At 56.3% G+C, this 20,040-nt stretch carries 19 protein-coding genes; 8 read left to right on the forward strand and 11 right to left on the reverse strand.

Annotation, left to right across the window (positions count from 1 at the left end; all coding sequences use genetic code 11):
• Nucleotides 1-15 precede the first annotated feature (15 nt).
• Both pyrD and ACB034_RS03100 read left to right on the forward strand, forming a co-directional pair.
• Entirely contained in the window at nt 16-1,026 is a 1,011-nt protein-coding gene (gene pyrD, locus ACB034_RS03095; protein ID WP_042026201.1) for a quinone-dependent dihydroorotate dehydrogenase, read from the forward strand.
• 88 nt (nt 1,027-1,114) lie between these two features.
• Nucleotides 1,115-1,651: a cell division protein ZapC gene (locus ACB034_RS03100; protein WP_042069362.1), complete on the forward strand. Its 537-nt coding sequence runs from the start codon at nt 1,115-1,117 to the stop codon at nt 1,649-1,651.
• 132 nt (nt 1,652-1,783) lie between these two features.
• On the opposite strand, the gene ACB034_RS03105 is transcribed toward ACB034_RS03100, so the two are convergent.
• The 8 genes from ACB034_RS03105 to ACB034_RS03140 are packed head-to-tail and all read right to left on the reverse strand — an operon-like array spanning nt 1,784 to nt 10,052.
• Entirely contained in the window at nt 1,784-2,998 is a 1,215-nt protein-coding gene (locus ACB034_RS03105; RefSeq protein WP_026456956.1) for an EAL domain-containing protein, read from the reverse strand.
• A 14-nt stretch (nt 2,999-3,012) separates the two neighbouring features.
• Nucleotides 3,013-4,092: a chemotaxis response regulator protein-glutamate methylesterase gene (locus ACB034_RS03110; RefSeq protein ID WP_371172045.1), complete on the reverse strand. Its 1,080-nt coding sequence runs from the start codon at nt 4,090-4,092 to the stop codon at nt 3,013-3,015.
• Nucleotides 4,089-4,949, reverse strand: a complete 861-nt coding sequence (locus ACB034_RS03115; RefSeq protein ID WP_371172046.1) for a protein-glutamate O-methyltransferase CheR — start codon at nt 4,947-4,949, stop codon at nt 4,089-4,091. Before ACB034_RS03115 ends, ACB034_RS03110 begins: the two co-directional genes overlap by 4 nt.
• Nucleotides 4,949-5,482, reverse strand: a complete 534-nt coding sequence (locus ACB034_RS03120; protein ID WP_371172047.1) for a chemotaxis protein CheW — start codon at nt 5,480-5,482, stop codon at nt 4,949-4,951. The genes ACB034_RS03115 and ACB034_RS03120 overlap by 1 nt, the downstream gene beginning before the upstream one ends.
• 10 nt (nt 5,483-5,492) lie before the next feature.
• Nucleotides 5,493-7,169 carry a methyl-accepting chemotaxis protein gene (locus tag ACB034_RS03125; RefSeq protein WP_371172048.1) on the reverse strand — a complete coding sequence of 559 codons (1,677 nt, stop codon included), beginning with the start codon at nt 7,167-7,169 and terminating at the stop codon, nt 5,493-5,495.
• Between the two features lie 25 nt (nt 7,170-7,194).
• Nucleotides 7,195-9,366, reverse strand: a complete 2,172-nt coding sequence (locus ACB034_RS03130) for a chemotaxis protein CheA (protein ID WP_371172049.1) — start codon at nt 9,364-9,366, stop codon at nt 7,195-7,197.
• The gene (locus ACB034_RS03135; protein WP_268854488.1) at nt 9,350-9,670 is read right to left on the reverse strand and encodes a lipid asymmetry maintenance protein MlaB; all 321 of its coding nucleotides are present in this window, start codon (nt 9,668-9,670) and stop codon (nt 9,350-9,352) included. The genes ACB034_RS03130 and ACB034_RS03135 overlap by 17 nt, the downstream gene beginning before the upstream one ends.
• Nucleotides 9,671-9,683: 13 nt before the next feature.
• The gene (locus tag ACB034_RS03140) at nt 9,684-10,052 is read right to left on the reverse strand and encodes a response regulator (protein ID WP_268854487.1); all 369 of its coding nucleotides are present in this window, start codon (nt 10,050-10,052) and stop codon (nt 9,684-9,686) included.
• A 223-nt stretch (nt 10,053-10,275) separates the two neighbouring features.
• Here ACB034_RS03140 and ACB034_RS03145 point away from each other — a divergent pair, with 223 nt between their 5' ends.
• From ACB034_RS03145 to rmf, 6 genes are all read left to right on the forward strand, one after another.
• Nucleotides 10,276-10,539: a type B 50S ribosomal protein L31 gene (locus tag ACB034_RS03145; RefSeq protein WP_224209638.1), complete on the forward strand. Its 264-nt coding sequence runs from the start codon at nt 10,276-10,278 to the stop codon at nt 10,537-10,539.
• 1 nt (nt 10,540) lies between these two features.
• Complete coding sequence (gene ykgO, locus ACB034_RS03150) at nt 10,541-10,666, forward strand: type B 50S ribosomal protein L36 (RefSeq protein WP_005336596.1); 126 nt, start codon at nt 10,541-10,543, stop codon at nt 10,664-10,666.
• Nucleotides 10,667-10,803: 137 nt separating this feature from the next.
• Nucleotides 10,804-12,972 (forward strand): bifunctional 23S rRNA (guanine(2069)-N(7))-methyltransferase RlmK/23S rRNA (guanine(2445)-N(2))-methyltransferase RlmL, encoded by a 2,169-nt coding sequence (rlmKL, locus tag ACB034_RS03155; RefSeq protein WP_371172050.1) that lies wholly within the window; start codon nt 10,804-10,806, stop codon nt 12,970-12,972.
• Entirely contained in the window at nt 12,972-13,202 is a 231-nt protein-coding gene (locus ACB034_RS03160; RefSeq protein WP_223377685.1) for a glutaredoxin family protein, read from the forward strand. The genes rlmKL and ACB034_RS03160 overlap by 1 nt, the downstream gene beginning before the upstream one ends.
• Nucleotides 13,203-13,274: 72 nt before the next feature.
• Nucleotides 13,275-15,182 carry an ABC transporter ATP-binding protein gene (locus tag ACB034_RS03165; RefSeq protein ID WP_371172051.1) on the forward strand — a complete coding sequence of 636 codons (1,908 nt, stop codon included), beginning with the start codon at nt 13,275-13,277 and terminating at the stop codon, nt 15,180-15,182.
• 158 nt (nt 15,183-15,340) lie between these two features.
• The gene (gene rmf / locus ACB034_RS03170; protein ID WP_185378225.1) at nt 15,341-15,520 is read left to right on the forward strand and encodes a ribosome modulation factor; all 180 of its coding nucleotides are present in this window, start codon (nt 15,341-15,343) and stop codon (nt 15,518-15,520) included.
• A gap of 80 nt (nt 15,521-15,600) precedes the next feature.
• On the opposite strand, the gene fabA is transcribed toward rmf, so the two are convergent.
• From fabA to ACB034_RS03185, 3 genes are all read right to left on the reverse strand, one after another.
• Complete coding sequence (gene fabA / locus ACB034_RS03175; RefSeq protein ID WP_197460150.1) at nt 15,601-16,140, reverse strand: 3-hydroxyacyl-[acyl-carrier-protein] dehydratase FabA; 540 nt, start codon at nt 16,138-16,140, stop codon at nt 15,601-15,603.
• Nucleotides 16,141-16,238: 98 nt separating this feature from the next.
• The gene (locus ACB034_RS03180) at nt 16,239-18,215 is read right to left on the reverse strand and encodes a Lon protease family protein (protein WP_371172052.1); all 1,977 of its coding nucleotides are present in this window, start codon (nt 18,213-18,215) and stop codon (nt 16,239-16,241) included.
• A 168-nt stretch (nt 18,216-18,383) separates the two neighbouring features.
• Nucleotides 18,384-19,400: an acyltransferase gene (locus ACB034_RS03185; protein ID WP_225632407.1), complete on the reverse strand. Its 1,017-nt coding sequence runs from the start codon at nt 19,398-19,400 to the stop codon at nt 18,384-18,386.
• Nucleotides 19,401-20,040: the final 640 nt, after the last annotated feature.

Consider the following 20,040-nt stretch of genomic DNA (forward strand, 5'->3'; position numbering starts at 1 on the left):
TTTTAAGGAGCAAAGATGTTGTACCCCATCGCCAGGCATTTCCTGTTCAAGCTCAATCCGGAACAGGCTCACGATCTTTCTATGAAATATTTGCCCCGCCTTCTCGGTACGCCACTCGATTGTTTCTTCCGTCAGAATTTGCCGAAACGCCCCGTCACCGTCATGGGGCTTTCTTTTGCCAATCCGGTGGGATTGGCAGCAGGTCTTGATAAAGATGGGGAGTGCATTGATGCGTTGGGAGCCATGGGATTTGGCTTTATCGAGGTAGGCACTGTTACCCCCAAACCCCAGAGCGGCAACGACAAACCCCGCCTGTTCCGGGTTATTCCGGCAGAGGGGATCATCAACCGCATGGGTTTCAACAACAAGGGTGTTGACCATCTGGTCGCCAGAGTCAAAGAGGCGAAATATCAGGGGGTGATCGGCATTAATATCGGCAAGAACAAGGACACCCCCATTGAGCAGGGCAAGGATGATTACCTGTTCTGTATGGACAAGGTTTATGACCATGCCGGTTATATTGCCGTCAATATCTCCTCGCCCAATACCCCGGGGTTGCGCCAATTGCAATATGGCGAGGCGCTTGATGAATTGCTGGCCGCTCTCAAGGTTCGTCAGCAGGAGCTGGCGGCCAAATATAAGAAGTATGTGCCGCTGGCTGTAAAAATTGCCCCAGATTTGAGCCTTGATGAAATAGATCAGGTTGCCGCCTCTCTGGTTCGCAATGGTATCGATGGCGTTATCGCGACCAATACCACCCTGGAGCGGGGAATGATCTATGACATGCCCCATGCTGGTGAAGCAGGTGGTCTCAGCGGTCGCCCATTGCAGCACAAGAGCACTGAGGTGATCCGCCACTTGGCAAAGGCTCTCGATGGCGCCCTGCCCATCATTGGGGTAGGGGGGGTGGACAGTGCCATGGCCGCCCGTGAAAAGCTGGCAGCCGGTGCCAGCCTGGTGCAAATTTATAGCGGTTTTATTTATAAAGGCCCGGGGCTGGTTAAAGAAATCGTCGAAAATATATAAGAAATAACCTGGAGCCCTTTATTTGACGTTGCCGATTTTATCTACATGGAATAAAGTCATCAGATGCAATATCAAGAAGGGCTCCCACATGTTTATCCAACCGACCGATAGCTGGCAATGGCACTACGATGCTCAGAATGACCGTCTGATGTTGGAGCTGTCTGATAACATGTTATTTGCCACCGAATATAAGGGGCGGCAATTGGTACCCAATGCATTCACGACTCAGCCTTTTTGTGTCGATGATGCTGCACTTTATTATCAGCTGATGGATAAAGCTGCCGAACTGCAGTGGAGTATTCCTCATCAGGTACAACTGGTACTCAATGCCATCGCCGTCAGTCGATTTTATAAACCACTGATGCCGCAAAGTTGGTTTTTCAACGAACAACATTCAACCATCTGGCCAATAAATGGTGATTTGGTCTGGATGTGTACCCCTCACGGGCGTGGCGAGTTCATGGTCATCGAAGCAGGGGAACAGGCCAGCGTCTGTCTGAATTTGACCGATGATTTGATATTGACTACCAGCAAGCAATTGCCCCGTTTTGGGGTGATCAAGGTCATGAATAACCGTATGGTTCCCCGTGTCGTTATGACGGAGCAATACCGTCAGGTTAGTTGAAGGTATTATTGTGCGGTGCCATTAAATAGCCCCAGGTGGCTATTTAATGGCACTGTTAGCTAGCCGTGTTCAACCGTGATCTTTCATCTCTCTATTGCAGATATGCTGCGATACTCTTCATGCCTTGTCGTGTTATGACTTGCTGGATTTTTCCTGCCATTCGAGATACCAATTTTCAACCTGATCGATGGGTAATGGGCGACTGATGTAATAGCCTTGCGCCAATTCGCACCCCAGCAAGGCCAGTTGCTGCCAATCTTCCTGATTTTCCACCCCTTCTGCGACGGTTTTTAACCCCAGTTTCTGACTCATCACGATGGCAGACGTCAATATTGCCAGCTTCTTGGGACTGGTGTGGGCATCGTGAACAAACTCCTTATCTATTTTGATTTCGGTGAAGGGGCAGCGAGAGAGCTGCTTCATGGATGAATAACCGGTGCCGTAATCGTCCATGGCAATGCCAAAACCGCGCAACCGCAAACGTGCCAGGGTGCCGAGCGACATGGCAATATTCGACATGAAGGTGGTTTCAGTAACCTCGATGATGAGGGTTTGACAGGAGAGTTGATGTTCCTGAGCAATCGCGACCATGTTGTCGACCAGCTTGTCGGTAAGCAAAAGGGAAACGGGCAGATTCACCGAGCAACTGAGATCATCAGGCAGGACTGTCATGTTACGCAGCGCCGCGCAGGTGTCATGTAAAAAGCGATAGAAGAAGTCCAGCGCCAGGGGGCCCTCTTCCAGATGATGCACGAAGCAGATCGGAGGGAGTAAGCCATGCTCGGGATGACGCCAGCGCACCAGCGCCTCGAAACCAAACAGCCGCGAGTCCACCATGGTGACCTTGGGTTGTAAAAACGGCACAAGTTGACCACTGTTCAGCGCTTGTCGCACATCCTCTGCGGTGAACGATAGCTGCATCCATTTGTTGCTTTCCCGTCGTACCTGGGGGTCGCAATGTCGCAACATATTGCGCAGGTCGTTTTTCTTGAGTGGTTTGGCCAGCACGCCGATCACCTCAAGGGTGCCGGCATCGGCGATGGAGTGAATTACGTCCAGTACATCCCGTTCGACCGCACTCATCACGGCGATAAACATCTGGTAGTTGGTGTCTTTTTCCAAATGGCCGATGAGCTCAACCCCATCCATGCCCGGCATGTTGAGATCGGTCAGCAGCAGGTCCACATGGTCTATCTGTCGCAGCTTGTTAAGGGCATCCTGACCGTCGCTGGCGACATGGATCTGGCCAAAGCCCAGCTCCTGAAGCAAGCAGGTCACCTCATACTGCTGGGTGCGAGAGTCATCGACCACCAGGGCACAGCGGCCCTTCCATTGCACTAATGGCATAGTTGATCCCCTAGTTAATCTGACAATGTGAGGGTTTGGGCTATCTGCATGAGTGACATCACCTGATCCACCCCACCATGAGCTATCGCCTCTTTAGGCATACCAAATACCACGCAACTTGCTTCATCCTGAGCGATGGTTCGTGCGCCCGCATCGCGCAGCTCTCTCATACCCCTTGCACCGTCATCGCCCATGCCGGTCATGATGACGCCAGTAGCATTCTGGCCCGCGCTCACGGCGACCGAGCGAAACAGGACATCCACAGAGGGGCAGTGACGGGAGACGGGAGGACCTTCTTTCACCTCCGCCAGATACTGGTTGCCACTGCGCTGGATTAACAGATGCTTGCCCCCTGGCGCTATCAGGGCCACGCCGGGCAGCAGGCGATCGCCTGTCACGGCTTCTTTGACCTCCAACTGCGAATGATGGTTTAGCCGCTCGGCAAAGGACGCCGTGAACCGTGCCGGCATATGCTGCACGATGGCGATCCCGGGGCAGGAAGCAGGCAAGCGGGTCAGCAGATACTCCAGCGCCTGGGTGCCTCCCGTCGAGGTGCCGATGGCAAAGATCTTGTCTGTGGTGCGAAACCTGGGGTGTTCCGCAGGGGCAGAGAGCACGGCATCGGCGGTATTTTTCGGAGGAACCGCGATGGTGCCGCCACTCTTGTTGCCGGCTGGATTGAGATTGCGCAACTTTGCATGGGCCGCACAGCGGATCTCCTGGATCAGATCATTGGCCCCCTGTTGCAGGAAATCTTTAATTCCTACTCCGGGCTTGGTCACAATGGCAATGGCTCCGGCAGAGAGGGCCTCCAGAGTGATGCTGGCACCCTCAGCAGTCAGCGACGAGCAGATGATGACCGGGGTCGGCCGCTCGGCCATGATCTTCTTGAGAAACGTCAAGCCATCCATCCTGGGCATTTCGAGATCCAGAATGATGACGTCAGGCCAGATCTTGTTCATCTGCCGCATGGCAAAGATGGGATCGAACGCGGCCCCCATGACCTCGATATCGGGCGCCTTGCCCAGCATCTGGGTCAACACTTCGCGCACCAGCGCAGAGTCATCCACGATCATCACTTTGATTGTCATCATGCGTCCCGGGTGAATTGGCAGCGATAGCGAGAGGTGGCTTCCTGCACCAGCGGAAGATCCGGTTGACGGATAGTCTCCGAATGCCCGATGAGCAGATAACCACCCGGTTTGAGCAGTTCACACAACTGTGACAAAACATGAACCTTGGTCGCTTCATTGAAATAGATGAGCACGTTTCGCAAAAAAATCACGTCAAAGTCCCGCTCGATAAAATCGCGACATCCGAGCAGGTTCAGGTTCGAAAACGAGACTTTCCTGGCCAGCTCCGGCTTGACCCGGATCTTGCCTTCGTACTCGTCGTGGCCACGCTGAAAATAGCGCAGCCACAGATGGGGAGGGACATGCCTGGCCCGTTCGACGGTATAGATGGCGCGCTGGGCAAAGGGAATGACCCGGGTGTTGATATCGGTGGCGTGGATGTCCCAGCGCTCATTGATCCCCAGCTGTTCTGCCAGCACCATGGCGGCGGAGTAGGCCTCCTCGCCGGTAGAGCAGGCGGCAGACCAGACGCGCAGCGGGGCGGGATCTTCTGCCAGGCGTTGCTCTGCGTAGTGTTTCAGCCAACCGAAGTGCGGCATTTCACGAAAAAAATAGGTCTCGTTGGTGGAGAGCAGATTGATGGCGATCTGTCGCTCCTGACGGGCCTGCGGTTGATTGATCCGCTCCCAGTAGGCGCGGTAGCTGCCCAGGTGGAGCGTTCGCAAGCGTTTGGCCAGTCTGGATTGCACCAGCGCCCGTTTGCTCGGCGCAAGATCAATACCGGCGGACGCCAGAATAAAGCGGCGAAACAGCTCGAACTCCTGCTGGCTCAAGATAGGATTAGGACCTGATCCCGGAGTGCCGGGGGGAGGGACCATCAGCACTCTCCCGCTCCCGCATTGAACAGCTGGTTGGTGGCAGCTTCCGCCATGACGCTCAGTTCGCTGATGGAGAGCGCCTTGGGCATATCGAGCAAGATGGCAAAGCGTTGGTCGATGGTAACCACGCCACGAATGAAGTCTCCCCTGATCTGGGTGCCAAAGGTCGGGGCCGGTTCGATGGCCTCTGTGGCTATCTCGAGTACTTCGCATACCGCATCGAGCAGCATACCGATTTCCTGGGTACCGCCACTGCTGGTGGGCAGCGACAAGATGGCCACGCAGCTGGTGGACTGCCGCTCGGTCTGGCCCCGCCCAAATCGGATAGAGAGATCAATGACCGGCACCACGGCCCCCCGTAGATTGATGATCCCCCTGACAAAGCGCGGCATCATGGGCACCGGAGTCACCCCCTCGAACTCGATGATCTCGCGAATGCAGCCGATATCGACACCGTACAGTTCCCCCCCGAGCATGAAGGTCACGCAATGAAAATGAGATGCTTCGGCGTCCTGGGCAAGCGTTGCGCACATAGATGGACTCCTAGTAGTTGGTGAACTTGCCATCTTCTGGTTCGCGCTCCTGCATCGCTTCATGAAAGTGCGTCAGATCCAGCGGGTTCACTTTGCTGCTCATCCGGCCAGGTGCATGGTAAGTGCCGTGCAAGGGATAGCTTGGCTGACGGTAACCGCTTCGCAAGATAAATTGTTGCATCAATTCTTGCAGTTGCTGGGCCGTTGCACTGAGCTCCTCCGAAGTGGAACTCAGTTCTTCGGCGGAGGCTGCAGACGCCTGCATGCCATCGCTTATCTGGGTGACGGCGATATTGATCTGGGAGACGTTGGCCCGCTGCTCGCGAGAGGCGGAGGCGATCTCCTGCACCAGGGTGGCGGTCTGCTCGATACCGGGCAACATTTCGCGCAGCAGGATCCCCGCCTGCTCGGCCACACCGACCGAACGGCTGGCCAATTCCCCGATCTCCTTGGCCGCGTTTTGCGAGCGCTCGGCCAGCTTGCGCACTTCAGCCGCGACGGTAGCAAATCCCTTGCCGTGCTCACCGGCCCGGGCTGCTTCAATGGCGGCATTGATGGCCAGCAAGTCGGTCTTGTTGGCGATGTCGTTGATCACCGTAATACGCGAGGCAATCTCTTTCATGGCATGCACCATTTCGCCTACCGCCCGGCCGCTTTCGGTAGCGCTGCTGGCCGCCTTGGTGGAGATGTTCTCTGTCACCTTGGCGTTGTCGGCATTCTGGCTCACCGTTGCTGTCATCTCTTCGACGGAGGCACTGGTTTGCTCCACGCTGGAAGCAAGTTCCGATGAGGTCTGGGAAAGGGAGTTTGCCGTGGCGGAGACCTGTTCGGAGGCTGATCCTATGGCCTGTGACATGGCACCCACTTCGCTGAGGGTATCGGAGAGGCGATGGGCCATGCTCTTGATGGCGTAGAGCAGGCTGCTGGTATCATCGGGGCTTAATTTGACCGGGGTTGAGAGATCGCCCTCAGCCACCCTGGCAACAATTTGCACCGTGTAAGAGGGGTCACCGCCGAGCTGGCGCAAGATACTGCGAGTGACCAGCAGTGCCAAGGCCAGACAAACCAGGAGTGCCGTCCCTGAAATCGCGATGAGTAGCTTGAGATTGTCATGATAGCCACTGCGGCTCTCTTCGAGTGAACGGGAGGCAAGCTCTGAATTGATCTCCACTAGTTTGGTCAGCAAGGTATCAACGTCATCGAATGCGGGACGACCTTTATCGCTCATCAATCGCAATGCATCCCGCTCTGCCTGTCCATCCGTATTGGAAAGTTGGGCCAGTCGAAGAACATCGGCCGCATACCTCTTGTACGTCGTCCATGTTGCATTGAAGTGGGAGAGCTGTTCGACTTCCTGCGGGTCGAGTTTGCTTTTGCGATACTGAACCATGGAATCCTGCATTGCCTGTTCGAATTTGTTTAAGTTGGCCAATGCCTCTTCTTTTGATTCGGTATCAATCTCTCCAAAGTAACGATAGAGCGCGCGGTTGTGGTAAATCGCATATCTTCTGGCGTTGGCGAGATCCTTGATAGGCAACAACCGGTCTGCATACATGCCGTCGATCAGGTGCATCATGGTGTTGGTGGTGTTGTAACTGATGGCGCTCAATCCCACCAACAACAACATCAGGGTGGAAAAGGACAGCACCAGTTTTGTTCTGACCTGCAAGTTGTGGAACCAGTCCATGGTATTGACTCCCTAACGTAGATACTCAATGCCTGATGTTTAACAAGGCGTCATTGTGTTGATGAATGACTTGATGTTCTCTGCGTCTGGCCAATCCGACCAGTTGCGGGACATCCAGAATGAGAGCCGGTTGGCCATTACCCAAAATGGTGGAGCCGCTGACATAACGCAGAGATTTGAACAGCTCGCCCAGCGGTTTGATCACAGCCTGTACTTCCCCGATCAGCCGATCCACCACGATACCGGCTCGGTTGTCCGCATAGTCGACCATCACCACAAATTCGGGCTCGCTTGCCGGTGCGAGGCCAAACAGCTCGCGCAGCACGATAAAGGGGACCCACTGTCCGCGGATATTGAGCTGTCGTGCCGGGGTTGCGAGGGCATCCGATGGCAATTCGATGCACTCGACCATCATGTCCAGCGGGATCACCAGTGACGAGTGAGCCACTTCGATACGAAAACCGTCGATGATGGCCAGCGTCAATGGCAGCCTCAGGCGAAACGTGGTGCCTGCCCCTGGCTGGCTTTCGATACTGATCTCTCCACGCAGGGACTCCAGATTGCGTTTGACCACATCCAGACCGACACCACGGCCCGAGATATCGCTGATGCCGGATGCCGTCGAAAAACCGGGTTGAAACAGGAACTGGAATATCTCCTGTTCGCTCAATGCGCTGCCTTCCTGAAGCATGCCCAGGGTCTGCGCCTTGGCCAGTATCTTGTTGCGATCGATGCCGCGACCATCGTCACTGACCTCCACGACAACGGCGCCGGCATCGTGAAACGCGTTCAGGGTGATCACCCCCCGGGGCGCTTTGCCGGCACTGAGACGGTTTTCTTCTGCTTCGATGCCATGGTCGGCGGCATTGCGCACCAGATGCATCAGTGGGTCGGTCAGCTTCTCCACCATGGATTTATCGATATTGGTCTCCGCATTGTTGATGCGCAGGGCGAGTTCCTTGCCGGTTTGCTGGGAGAGCTCATGCACCAGGCGCGGGAAGCGGTTGAATATTTCATTGATGGGGACCATGCGCAGGGCAAGGGCATCATCCCTGATCCCCTCGACCAGGGTGTTGACGGTGGCTACCGACTCGATCAACTCGGGCAAACCTGACTGTTTGGCCTCCAGCGTCGTGCTGGAGGTGGCGATCACCAGTTCGCCTACCCGGTTGATCAAGCGGTCCAGTTTGGCGGCTTCAATGCGGATGTAATGCCCTTCACCGCGCAGAGGTTGCGGTTTGGCTACGGCAGGTGCTTCGGCAAGCGGCTGGTTGTCGCTTGCCGTGGAGGCAAGGGAGGTGTCAGGGCCGGGCTGCACCGCCATTGGCGGTGTCTGGAGAGGCAGGCCATCCGAGATGGCAATCACCTCTTCACGGGTCAGGGCATCGGCTGCTTCCCAGCGCGCCAGCTGGTTTTCGAGTGGTTCATTGCGCCACTTGGCCAGCCGCTCCCCCTCTTTGGCAAATGCCGCCAGATCCTGATGGGGTGTTAACAGGGCAATGATGCTGGCATGGGCTACGAAATCGAAGGTGCTGCGTATGCGTTCGGGGGACTCGGCACTGCGCAGGCAAATCTCGTAACCCAGGAAACAATCGGTCGGATCGAGCAGCTGCAAGGGGGGCCACTCCTGCCAGACTGGCTCAATGAAGTCGATTTGTCCGAGATTGCCGAGATAGCGGATAAATGCCAGCAGATCGAACCCATCCTGATAGAGAGCCGGGTAGAAGCGCAGGGAGAGATGCCATCTGCGCAAGTCTTGCTCTGCCGCAGCAATCGGGGCAGGCAGGGTAGGCGGTTCGGTTGGCAGGTTCTGATGCCCCTGCAATTGGGAAAGCAGTGCCAGGATCTGCTGGGTTTCATTCTGTGGCAGCTCGGGATTGTGTTCGGCCCCTTGTAGCAGGTCGCGCAGCTGGTCATTACAAGCGAGTAGCAGGTTGATGAGATGTTCATCCAGCCTGAGCTCGCCGCTGCGCAAACGCGTCAGCATGTTCTCCATGGCATGGGTGAAGCGAACCAGCATGGTCATACCCAGCATGCCCGCCGATCCCTTTATGGTATGGGCGGCGCGAAACATCAGGTTGTAGGTATCCGCATTATCCGGATAGGTTTGTCGATCGAGCAGGGCATGTTCAAGGTTATCGCACTGCTCATAGGCCTCTTCAAAAAACAGGGCTCGCGCCTTATTGATATCCATCATCGGTCTCCGCAATGTTCAGCAAGGGCAGAAAGCCCAGCTGTTTCAAGACCAATAGCGCCAGACTTTCTTCTGCCAGTCTTATCTGCAGTTGCTTGCCTTGCTGGTGGGCCTCCTGTTGCAGCAATCCGATCAGCTGGGCACCGCATCCATCCAGTTCCTCCAGTTGACTCAAATCCAGCATGGAAGAGGTAAAATTGAGCATGCTGAACAAGTCGTCTTGCAGATCCTCCAGCGTCATGATGGTGAGTTCACCGGTCAAGGTGGCCAGCGGAGGGGTGTGCAGGATATCAAGTTCGAAGCTCATGCCTTCTTCCCTTTCATGGTTGCACCACCTTGTAGATGTGATCGAGCAACGCCAGTGGTTCAAATGGCTTGGTCAACCAGATCCTGGCGCCAGCCTCGAATCCTTCCTGGCGTATTTGCGGCGAGTTTTCCGTTGTCAGCATGATGAAGGGGAGGTAGCGAGTTGCCTCTTGTGCCTTGACCTGTCGGAGCAGAGTCATGCCATCCATGCCGGGCATGTTGAGATCCGAAATGATGAGGTGCACACGCTGCTGCTCAAGGCGAGCCATCGCCTCGTGACCATCATCGGCCTCAAGCACAGAAAATCCGGCGTTTTCCAGTGTCATGGTGATGGTTGCCCTGATGCTTGCGGAGTCATCCACCACGAGGACGGTTTTGGTCATAGGCATATCTGCTCTTTCATAATGAAGGTATTGATTTGCGACTTAATAATTGTTGTTCAATAACCCTGAGTCGGTGATTTTTTAATGTGATAGCACCGGTGCTTTTAGTTGTATTCGGTTTGTTGTCACCATGCTTGGTGAATGGATGATGTGTTTCGTGTTCCTGTTGAAATGAGATCAAGTCTCATTTATGATTTGTTATAACATAACAAAAGGAGCGGTAATGAAACCTCACATCCATCCCCAATATCGTCAGGTGCTGTTTCACGACACAGCGGCTGATGCCTTCTTTCTGGTAGGTTCGACCATCACGAGCGACCGTCGCTACGTCTGGAAAGATGGCAAGGAGTACCCTTATGTCGCGCTCGATGTCTCCAGCCAGTCCCACTCTTTCTACACCGGCAAGCAGAAGCAGGTTTCGGCAGAGGGCAGTGTGGCCAGATTCAATAAACGCTTTGGCGCTTTCGCCGGCAAGAAGGAGTCCTGACATGCAGGTCGTTTGTTCATTGAAATCTGCGCGAGCGCGTCATCCCGATTGCCAGCTGGTCCGTCGGCGGGGCAAGTTGTTCGTCATTTGCAAAAGCAATCCTCGCTTCAAGGCTCGCATGAAGTGATGCCCTCATAACCTTGGGCCCCTGATCCCATTTCGAATGGACAGGGGTCTTCTCGGTGTTCAAATGGCCATTTTCCCGTCTGCCATCCTGCTGTTTTTCCCGACTTTTACATGCTCCAGGCCGCTCTATGAGGTATAATGCGGCACTATTTTTATGGGTTTCCCGTGAGCGTGATGAAAGAATTTTTTGCAACCTGCCCCAAGGGGCTGGAAAACCTGTTGGCCGACGAGCTGACTACTCTGGGCGCTGAGCAGGTCCGCGAGACCGTGGCCGGCGTCCACTTCAAAGGCGAACTGGCGATTGGCTACAAGGCCTGCCTTTGGAGCCGTTTTGCCTCCCGCATTGTGCTGGTGCTCTCCGAATTCCAGATGAATGACGATCTGGATCTCTATCTGGGTGCCCATACCATTCCCTGGGAAGAGCACTTCTCCGGCACCGCCACCATCGCGGTGGATTTCACCGGTACCAATGCTTCCATTCGTAATACCCAGTACGGCGCGCTGAAGATCAAGGACGCCATCGTCGATCGCTTTACCAAGCGCGGCCATGTGCGCCCGGACGTGGACAAGAAATCCCCTGACATTCGCATCATGGCGCATCTGGGCAAGGGCAAGGCCAATATCACGCTGGACTTGTCTGGCCCGGCGCTGCACCAGCGCTTCTATCGTCAAGGGACTGGTGAAGCGCCGCTCAAAGAGAATCTGGCCGCCGCCATGATTGCCCGTAGCGGCTGGGCCGGCGAGCCCATGATGGACCCCATGTGTGGCTCAGGTACCCTGCTCATTGAAGCGGCCTTTATCGCCGCCGACATGGCACCGGCTCTGCGCCGGGAGCGCTTCGGTTTCGATCGCTGGCTGCAGCATGACAGCGAACTGTGGCAGAGTCTGATGATGGAGGCGCAAGTGCGCGCCAAACGTGGCATGCAGCGCTGCGAGACCAAGCTGTTCGGTTGCGATGCCGACTCCCGCGTGCTGCTCAAAGCTCGTGACAACGCCAAAGCCGCCGGTGTGGCCCACCTCATTACCTTCAAGCAGGCCGATGTCACTGCCCTTGAAAATCCGCTGCCCATGGCCGCGGAAGGGGAGACCCGTCAGGTCGGCATGCTCATTTCCAACCCACCCTATGGTGAGCGTCTTGGCGAGTTCCCGGCGTTGCTGGAAGTGCATCAGGCCCTTGGCGATGCCCTGCGTCGCAGCTTCCAGGGGTGGAAAGTCTCGATCCTTTCTGCATCCCCCGAGCTCTTGAGCTGTCTGCGCCTGCGCGCCGACAAGCAGTATCGTCTGTTCAACGGGGCGCTCGAGTGTCAGCTGCGCAACTACCAGATCGCACTGGACTCCGTGGCCTCGCAAAAAGAGGTGGCGCAGGACTTTGCCAACCGTCTGCGCAAGAATCTGAAGGCCCTTGAGAAGTGGGCGAAAAAAGAGAACCTCGACTGCTACCGTCTCTACGACGCCGATCTGCCGGAGTACAACGCCGCCATTGACCGCTATCAGGACTATCTGGTGGTGCAAGAATATGCGGCGCCCAAGGACATCCCTGCCCAGAAGACCCGTCAGCGTCTGCTCGACATGGTTCAGGCCGCCATCAAGGTGACCGGCATGGACGGCGAGAAGGTGATCCTGAAGGTGCGCGAGCGTCAGGAGGGCAAGCAGCAGTACCAGAAACTCGGTGAAGAGCAGCACCGGATGGAAGTGCAGGAGTACGGTGCACGCCTCTGGGTCAACCTCTACGACTATCTGGATACCGGTCTGTTCCTCGATCACCGTCAGACCCGCCGCATGCTGGGCGAGATGGCCCGTGGCAAGCGCTTCCTGAACCTGTTTGCCTACACCGGCAGTGCCACCGTGCACGCGGGCCTGGGCGGCGCCAGCGAAACCACCACGGTGGACATGTCGCGCACCTACCTGAACTGGGCGCAGGACAACATGCGTCTGAACTCGCTGGTGGGGCGTCAGCACAAGTTCGTGCAGGCCGACTGCCTGAAGTGGCTCTCCGAGGCGGACGAACAGTTCGATCTCATCTTTATCGATCCGCCCACCTTCTCCAACTCCAAGCGGATGGACGAGAGCTTCGACGTACAGCGTGATCACCTGTTGCTGATGCAACACCTCAAACGCCTGCTGGCTGCCGATGGCACCCTGGTCTTCTCCAACAACAAACGCCACTTCAAGATGGACCTGGCCGGTCTCGAGGCCATCGGTCTCAAGGCTCAGAACATCACCGGCAAGACCCGGCCGAAGGATTTCGAGCGCAACCAGCATATCCATAACTGCTGGATCATCACCCATGCCGAGGCGCAAGGTTGATGCTGACCCTGTTTCACACCGACGGCTGCCACCTGTGCGAACAGGCCTGGGCGCTGGTGGAGCAGGCGGGTATCGCCGCCCAGACCCGCCAGTGCGACATCATGGATGATGCAACCTGGCTCGATGCCTATCGGGTGCGCATTCCGGTCCTGCGCGATGAGACTGGCCGCGAGTTGGGTTGGCCCTTCACCCTGGTGGAGTTGCAGGGCTGGCTCGCGCGTCAGGGGTGAGTTTGATATGACGATAAAACGGGGGCAGGCTCAGTCTGCCGCCCGTTTTTTCATATGAAATAAGGAACGAACATGGCTCTTTTGACATTGCACGGCGGCTGTCTGTCGTTCAGTGATTTTCCATTGCTCGACAAGGCCGAACTGACCATAGAGCGGGGCGAGCGCCTCTGTCTGGTGGGCCGCAACGGGGCGGGCAAATCCACCCTGATGAAGGTCATTGCCGGCGAACTGCCGCTCGATGACGGTCGTCTGGTGTTGCAGCAAGACTTGAAAGTGACTCGTCTCGAGCAGGATCCGCCCGCCTCCAGCGAACTGACTGTTTTCGACTATGCCGCCGAAGGGCTGGCCGGGGTGGGGGAGCTGCTCAAGCAGTATCACCATGTCTCCATGGCGCTGGCGAGCGATCCCTCCGATACCAACATCCGCAAGATGAGCCAGCTGCAGGAGCAGCTCGACTACCAGAATGGCTGGCAGTACGAGACCCGTATCAATCAGGTGCTCACCCTGCTTGGGCTCAATCCGGATGTGACTCTCGACAGCCTCTCCGGCGGCTGGCTACGCAAGGTGGCCCTGGCCCGGGCGCTGGCGTGCGATCCTGATCTGCTGCTCTTGGACGAGCCGACCAACCACCTGGACATCGAAGCCATCAACTGGCTGGAAGAGTTTCTGAAAGATTTCCGTGGCGCCATCGTCTTTATCTCCCACGACCGTGAGTTCATTCACAAGCTGGCGACCCGGATCATCGATCTCGATCGCGGCGTGATCACCTCCTGGCCCGGCAACTACGACGAGTACTTGCAGGGCAAGGAGGAGTGGTTGCGGGTGGAGGAGCTGAAAAACGCCGAATTCGACCGCAAGCTGGCCCAGGAAGAGGTGTGGGTGCGCCAAGGGATCAAGGCGCGCCGGACCCGCAACGAAGGCCGCGTGCGCGCCCTCAAGGCGATGCGCATGGAGCGGACTCAGCGCCGCGAGCTGCAGGGCAAGGCCAAGCTGCAACTGGACGAGGCGGGACGCTCCGGCAAGCTGGTGTTTGAAGCCGAAGGGCTGGGTCTCGATTTTGGGGATCGCACCCTGTTCCAGGGGCTGGGTCTGCAGGTGCTGCGTGGCGACAAGATTGCCCTGGTCGGCCCCAACGGCTGCGGCAAGTCCACATTGATCAAATTGTTGCTCGGCCAGATCGAAGCCTCGCGCGGTTCTGTACGGCAGGGCACCAACCTGGAAGTGGCCTATTTTGACCAATACCGCGAGCAGCTCGATCCCGAGAAGACGGTGGTGGACAACGTGGGGGAGGGCAAGCAAGAGGTGATGGTACGCGGCCGCTCCCGCCATATTCTGGGCTACCTGCAGGACTTCCTGTTCGAGCCCAAGCGGGCCCGCACGCCGGTCAAGGCACTCTCAGGTGGCGAGAAGAACCGACTGCTGCTGGCCAAGTTGTTCCTCAAGCCCAGCAACCTGCTGATCCTCGACGAACCGACCAACGATCTCGACGTGGAGACTCTGGAACTGCTCGAAGAGCTGTTGGCGGACTACCCCGGCACCCTGCTGCTGGTGAGTCACGACCGTCGCTTTATCGACAACACGGTTACCGGCTGCTGGTTGTTTGAAGGGGACGGCCGCATCAGCGACTATGTCGGTGGTTATGCCGATATGATGGCCACCCGGGCCCAGCAACAGGCGGCGCTTCAGGCCAAAAGTGCCCCGAGCAAGGCCCCCGAACCCTTGGTGGTGAGCGAAGCGCCGAAGAAGAGCAAGAAGCTCTCCTACAAACTGCAGCTGGAGCTGGATGGTTTGCCTGCCCGTCTCGAGCAGCTGGAAGCGGAGCTGGAGGCCCTGCAAGGGGAGATCAACCAGCCCGGATTCTTCTCCCTGCCTAGCGATCAAACCCAGCCGAAACTGGATGCTCTGAATGCAGCCGAGGCGGCGCTGGAAGAGGCGTTTGCCCGTTGGGAAGAGCTGGAAGGACTCAAAAATCAGGAGTAAGTTCCCTGTAATTAAAACTTAATCCAGTTCAGTGTCTTGTGTCACACAGGCCGGTTAGTCTGGCAGTTTTTGTTTGACCGACCCTGTTCACTGGGGTAAAGATGAAAGCGACCGATGGAAAATTGGTCGCTTTTTTTGTTCCACGAAGAGGGTCGTAGATGATGAAGAGACAGAAACGGGACCGTCTGGAGAGAGCTCGTGCTCGTGGTTATCAGGCTGGCGTTGTCGGCAAACAGAAAGAAGCGTGTCCGTATCAATGCCTGGATGCCCGCGGGCACTGGCTTGGAGGTTGGCGTGAAGCCATGGAAGGGCGGGGCTCAGGCCTCTTCATGAAGTAACCGGTACTTCATCACTCATGACAAAGGAAAGGGGCCATCGAGGCCCCTTTACGTTGCAGTTCATCATCTGTTTTTGCAGATCAGAATGCGGTGGTGTCCTTGAACAGGCCCACTTTTAGATCGGTCGCGCTGTAGATCGGGCGACCGTCCACCTCGACCACTCCATCGGCGATACCCATCACCAGCTTGCGGTTGATCACGCGCTTGAAGGTGATCTTGTAGGTCACTTTCTTGGCGGTCGGCAGGATCTGGCCGGTGAACTTCACTTCACCCACACCCAGCGCACGGCCCTTGCCCGGGCCGCCTTTCCAGCCGAGGAAGAAGCCGACCAACTGCCACATGGCATCCAGGCCCAGGCAGCCAGGCATCACGGGATCCCCCGGGAAGTGGCAGTCGAAGAACCAGAGATCCGGCGTAATGTCGAGCTCTGCCAGGATCTCGCCCTTGCCATGCTCACCGCCGTGGTCGTTGATCTTGACGATGCGATCCATCATCAACATGTTGGGGGCGGGCAGCTGACTGTTACCCTCACCAAATAATTCGCCACGGCTGCAAGCGAGCAGCTCTTCACGAGTAAAAGACTCTTTGCCCTGTTCGCACAGGGAAAGGCGGGCTTCCATGGTGGTATTGTCTGGGGTCACGCTGTATATCCTTCAAGTGGGTCAAAGCGGGGCCAATTTAGCGTACAGTTGTGCGCTAAACAACTCCGATCACTTCGTTACCTGTCCAGCAGCCGTGCCAACAGGGCGCGCAGCCCAGTGGGCTTGACGCTGGTGCCATTCAATTCATCCAACCGCTCCTGAATACGGCCAAACAGGGTATCCGGCATATCCGGCTCGCCGGCCACGCACCCTGTCAGCAGCTCGATGGCCTCCTCCACATGATCCACCGGATGGATATGGAACTGGCCCGCTTCCACTGCGGCTATCACCTCATCGGAGAGGTTCAGCTGCTGGGTATTGGTGCCCGGCAGAATGATCCCCTGTTTGCCGGTGAGACCGTGGATCTGGCACACCCGGAAGAAACCTTCGATCTTCTCGTTGACGCCCCCCACCGCCTGCACATTGCCAAACTGATCGACGGCGCCGGTCACCGCGAAATGCTGGTAGATGGGCTGGCGGGCGAGGGCAGAGAGCAGGGCACACAGACCGGTGAGAGAGGCGCTGTCGCCGTCAATCTCGTGATAGGACTGCTCGAACACCAGGTTGGCCGATAGTGGCGAGGGGTTCTCGGCGCCAAATTTATTGGAGAGATAACCGTGGATGATCATCATCGCCTTGGCGTGGATATGGCCGGCCAGCTCGGCCTTGCGTTCGATATCCGCCACATCGCCATCCCCCAGGTGCACGGTGGCGGTGAGGCGCACCGGTTCACCGAAATCATAGGGGTGACCCGAGACCTGGATGACGGAGAGGCCGTTGATCTGGCCTATCTCCTCACCATCGGTCTGCAACAGGATCTGGCCATCGATAACCCCTTGATCTGATTGTTCAACCAGGTAGTTGAGGCGGTAATCCTGTTCTTCCAGCGCACCGCGAATATGGGCATCGGTGACCACTTCCGACCCCAGCTCCCGAGCCAGACTGTCCGACATGCGCATGATGGCGGAGAGTTGTATCTCGGACAGGGAGAGCCACTCCTGATGATCGCACAGGCGGCTGGCATGACGGCAAATGGCGGCGAGGGCGGCCGGAGTGAAATCCAGCAAGTTCCAGCGCTGGCGAAGCCAGGCCAGATATTGCAGAAATTCGGGCAGTTGTTCCTCGATATTGACCTCGGAAACCAGATCGGCGCGCAGGAAGATACGCTCCGACATGTCCCGGTCCAGCATCTGGAATTCCGCCACATCGAGGCGATCCCCCACCAGGATCAGCTTGAGCTTGAGTGGGGTTGCCTCAGGGGTGAAGAAGGGGGTAAGGGTTTTACCTTCCTGATAAGCAATCCAGTCCAGCTCGCCCTTTTGCATGGCATTTTTCAGCTTGAACCAGAGGTGAGGCTGATCGAGCAACTCGTCCAGCTGCAGGATGAGATAACCACCGTTGGCCTGGCGCAGCAGACCCGGCTCCAGCAGATGCTGGTTGGCATAGACGGAGCCCTGCTCTGTCTGGTAGTTGATGGAGCCGAACAGGGTATCCCAGTTGAGATCCCGCCCGTAAATGATCGGCGCCTGTTGATCTTCGTGATGGATCAGCAAATTGATCAGCACGGGATGCTGGAACTCCAGCCCCAGGGCGACGTGGGCGGCGAGATCGGTCAGGAAGTCGTCAATCTTGGGATCATTGTTCTGCTTGCGCATGATGCGGGTCACCAGACGCTCGGCGTCCAGATGGTGGCTCATCAACTTGAGCAGTTCACCCACCATCTCACAGAATTCGATACCGGTTCCCGGTTGCAGCCGCAGCCAGATGGGTTTGAACGGGTTGTTGAGGTTTTCGGTATAGCAGAGGTCGAACAGGTCGCCATCCTTGCCGTTGGAGTCGGCGATCAGCGTCTGGCAGACCCCCTCATAGTCGGCGCCGGGAAAACCGTTGAGCAGCATGACCGGACAATCGCCATCGAAGCTGGCCAACCGTTTGACCGCCGAAATGGCTCTGGGCTGCAAGGCTGCAAAGGGGATGGGTTCAAGCTCACTGAGCATGGAAAACTGTTCAATTGCAAAAGCGGGTTTTAGTTGTTCTGATGTTAATTCAGCCACTTAAGACATCCGGTCGAAAAATAGGATCAATTGTTGCCATTATACACAGTTCAACTAGTGGTGACAGGAAACAAGGAGCCTGTTTATAGGCTCCTTGTTTCCTGCTGCATTAGGGTATGCAATTGATTTTTAGGCGCAAAATTCAGATCTTGGCACCGTGCTCGAAGGCTATGGCAACAGCCAGCGGGTGCTGCGATGACGTGATACCATCCAGCTTGTCAACAAGGAGGCCGCACCGCTTAGGGTGACCCATAGCGGGATCGCCCATACAGGGTTGCCTTCTTGCAGCATGGTGTAGTTTTTTAGCGGCCACAGGAAGATAGGGTGTAGCAGATAGATACCCAGACTGTGTTGACTGATGACATTCACACCTTGCTGCCAAGACAAGGGCAATCTGGTGGCCCAGGTTCGTGCCAGGACAAATATCATGCTGGCGATCACCACAACATTAAGGGTCTTGTAGGAAAACCATAGCCCCACGCTGTACTCGCCCTGGGCAAGACTTAATGCGACCACTTCACTGACAGTGAGATAGAGAGCCCCCAATCCGGACAGTGTCAAAAGCAGCAGGCTCCATCGGTTGCTCGGCCACTTGTGGTACAACAGATAACCCAGTGGCAAATACCCGGAAAACAGCCACAAATCGTTGCTCCATAGCCCATCAACACCAAGCAGGAACAGGGTCGTTGTGATGAGCCACGGCACAACCAACCAGTAGAGGAGGGGATCACTCCAGCGTTTTACGCCCCATTGCAGAAACGGGATCACCAGATAAAGCGGGATGAAATAATAGAAAAATCCGAGATGGTAATAAGTTGCCTCTTGCGGGCTGGCGAGCAGGGTTTGCCAGGCCGTGCCACCCTCAAAGCCACTGGTGCTCCATCCCGATAACCATGCATAGAACAGCGACCATACGACAAACGGGATAACTACTTTCCCCAGTCGACGCCGCACATAGTAGCGAAGATCAAATGGGCGCCGATCGCTTAGCATCAGCGCGCCGCTAATCAGAATAAATATGGGCACGGCCCAACGGCTCGCGCCGTTGATGGCAACTGCGGTCACCCATTGATTAAACGGTATCGTGCCGAGCGAGTCGCAATAGGTGGCGACTACATGGATGGCGATCACCGCAACAGCGGCCATCACTCGCAATAAACTGAAGAAAAAGACACGCTGCTGCATTTCTGTTCCTGTTTATGGGGGATGTGATATGGGTGAAGGCCAAATGTCATCATCCTGTGCCCATAGGCCGCATGATTGGACTGACTTGGCGTGTAATAAGAGCAAGAAGAGAAAATGGAGGGCTCGACGGAGTAGAGATCGTCGAAGTGGTGCACGCCTGAATTGGCCATCACAGCGTGCAGGGGAACATAAAGTCGGGTTCTGGGATGACGGGTGACAAGCCACAGTTGCAGAAGAGCCAGCAGGAATGGACTTGCACCGGTTACCCATAGTCATCCCGTTTGCGGTAGAAAATACACAGCAACAAGCAAAAGCTTGCAGTTACCGTAACACCCATTTTCTCGTCAGTTCGAAAACGGTACACCTAGGCAAGCGTCAATGAAATGCATCCAGCCATGCGGCGCGTCATGGGTTTACGCAGTAATCAGGCTAGGTGTGTCACTCGATACGAACGAGACTGGCTGGCTAAGCAAACAAGCTGTAATAGGGATACTGGGAGTTCATCTCTATATATAATTTAACATAATATACATTATGCGCGGTAAGAACTGCCCGTGGTCTGGGGTCAGCAGCACAGCCATAGCAAGGGCTACAGCCGTGCTAGATGCTTTTGTGTACTGGGCCAGGATGTCGTACCAGG

The sequence above is a fragment of the Aeromonas sp. S18(2024) genome, assembly GCF_041402525.1.
Lineage (GTDB): Bacteria > Pseudomonadota > Gammaproteobacteria > Enterobacterales > Aeromonadaceae > Aeromonas > Aeromonas enteropelogenes.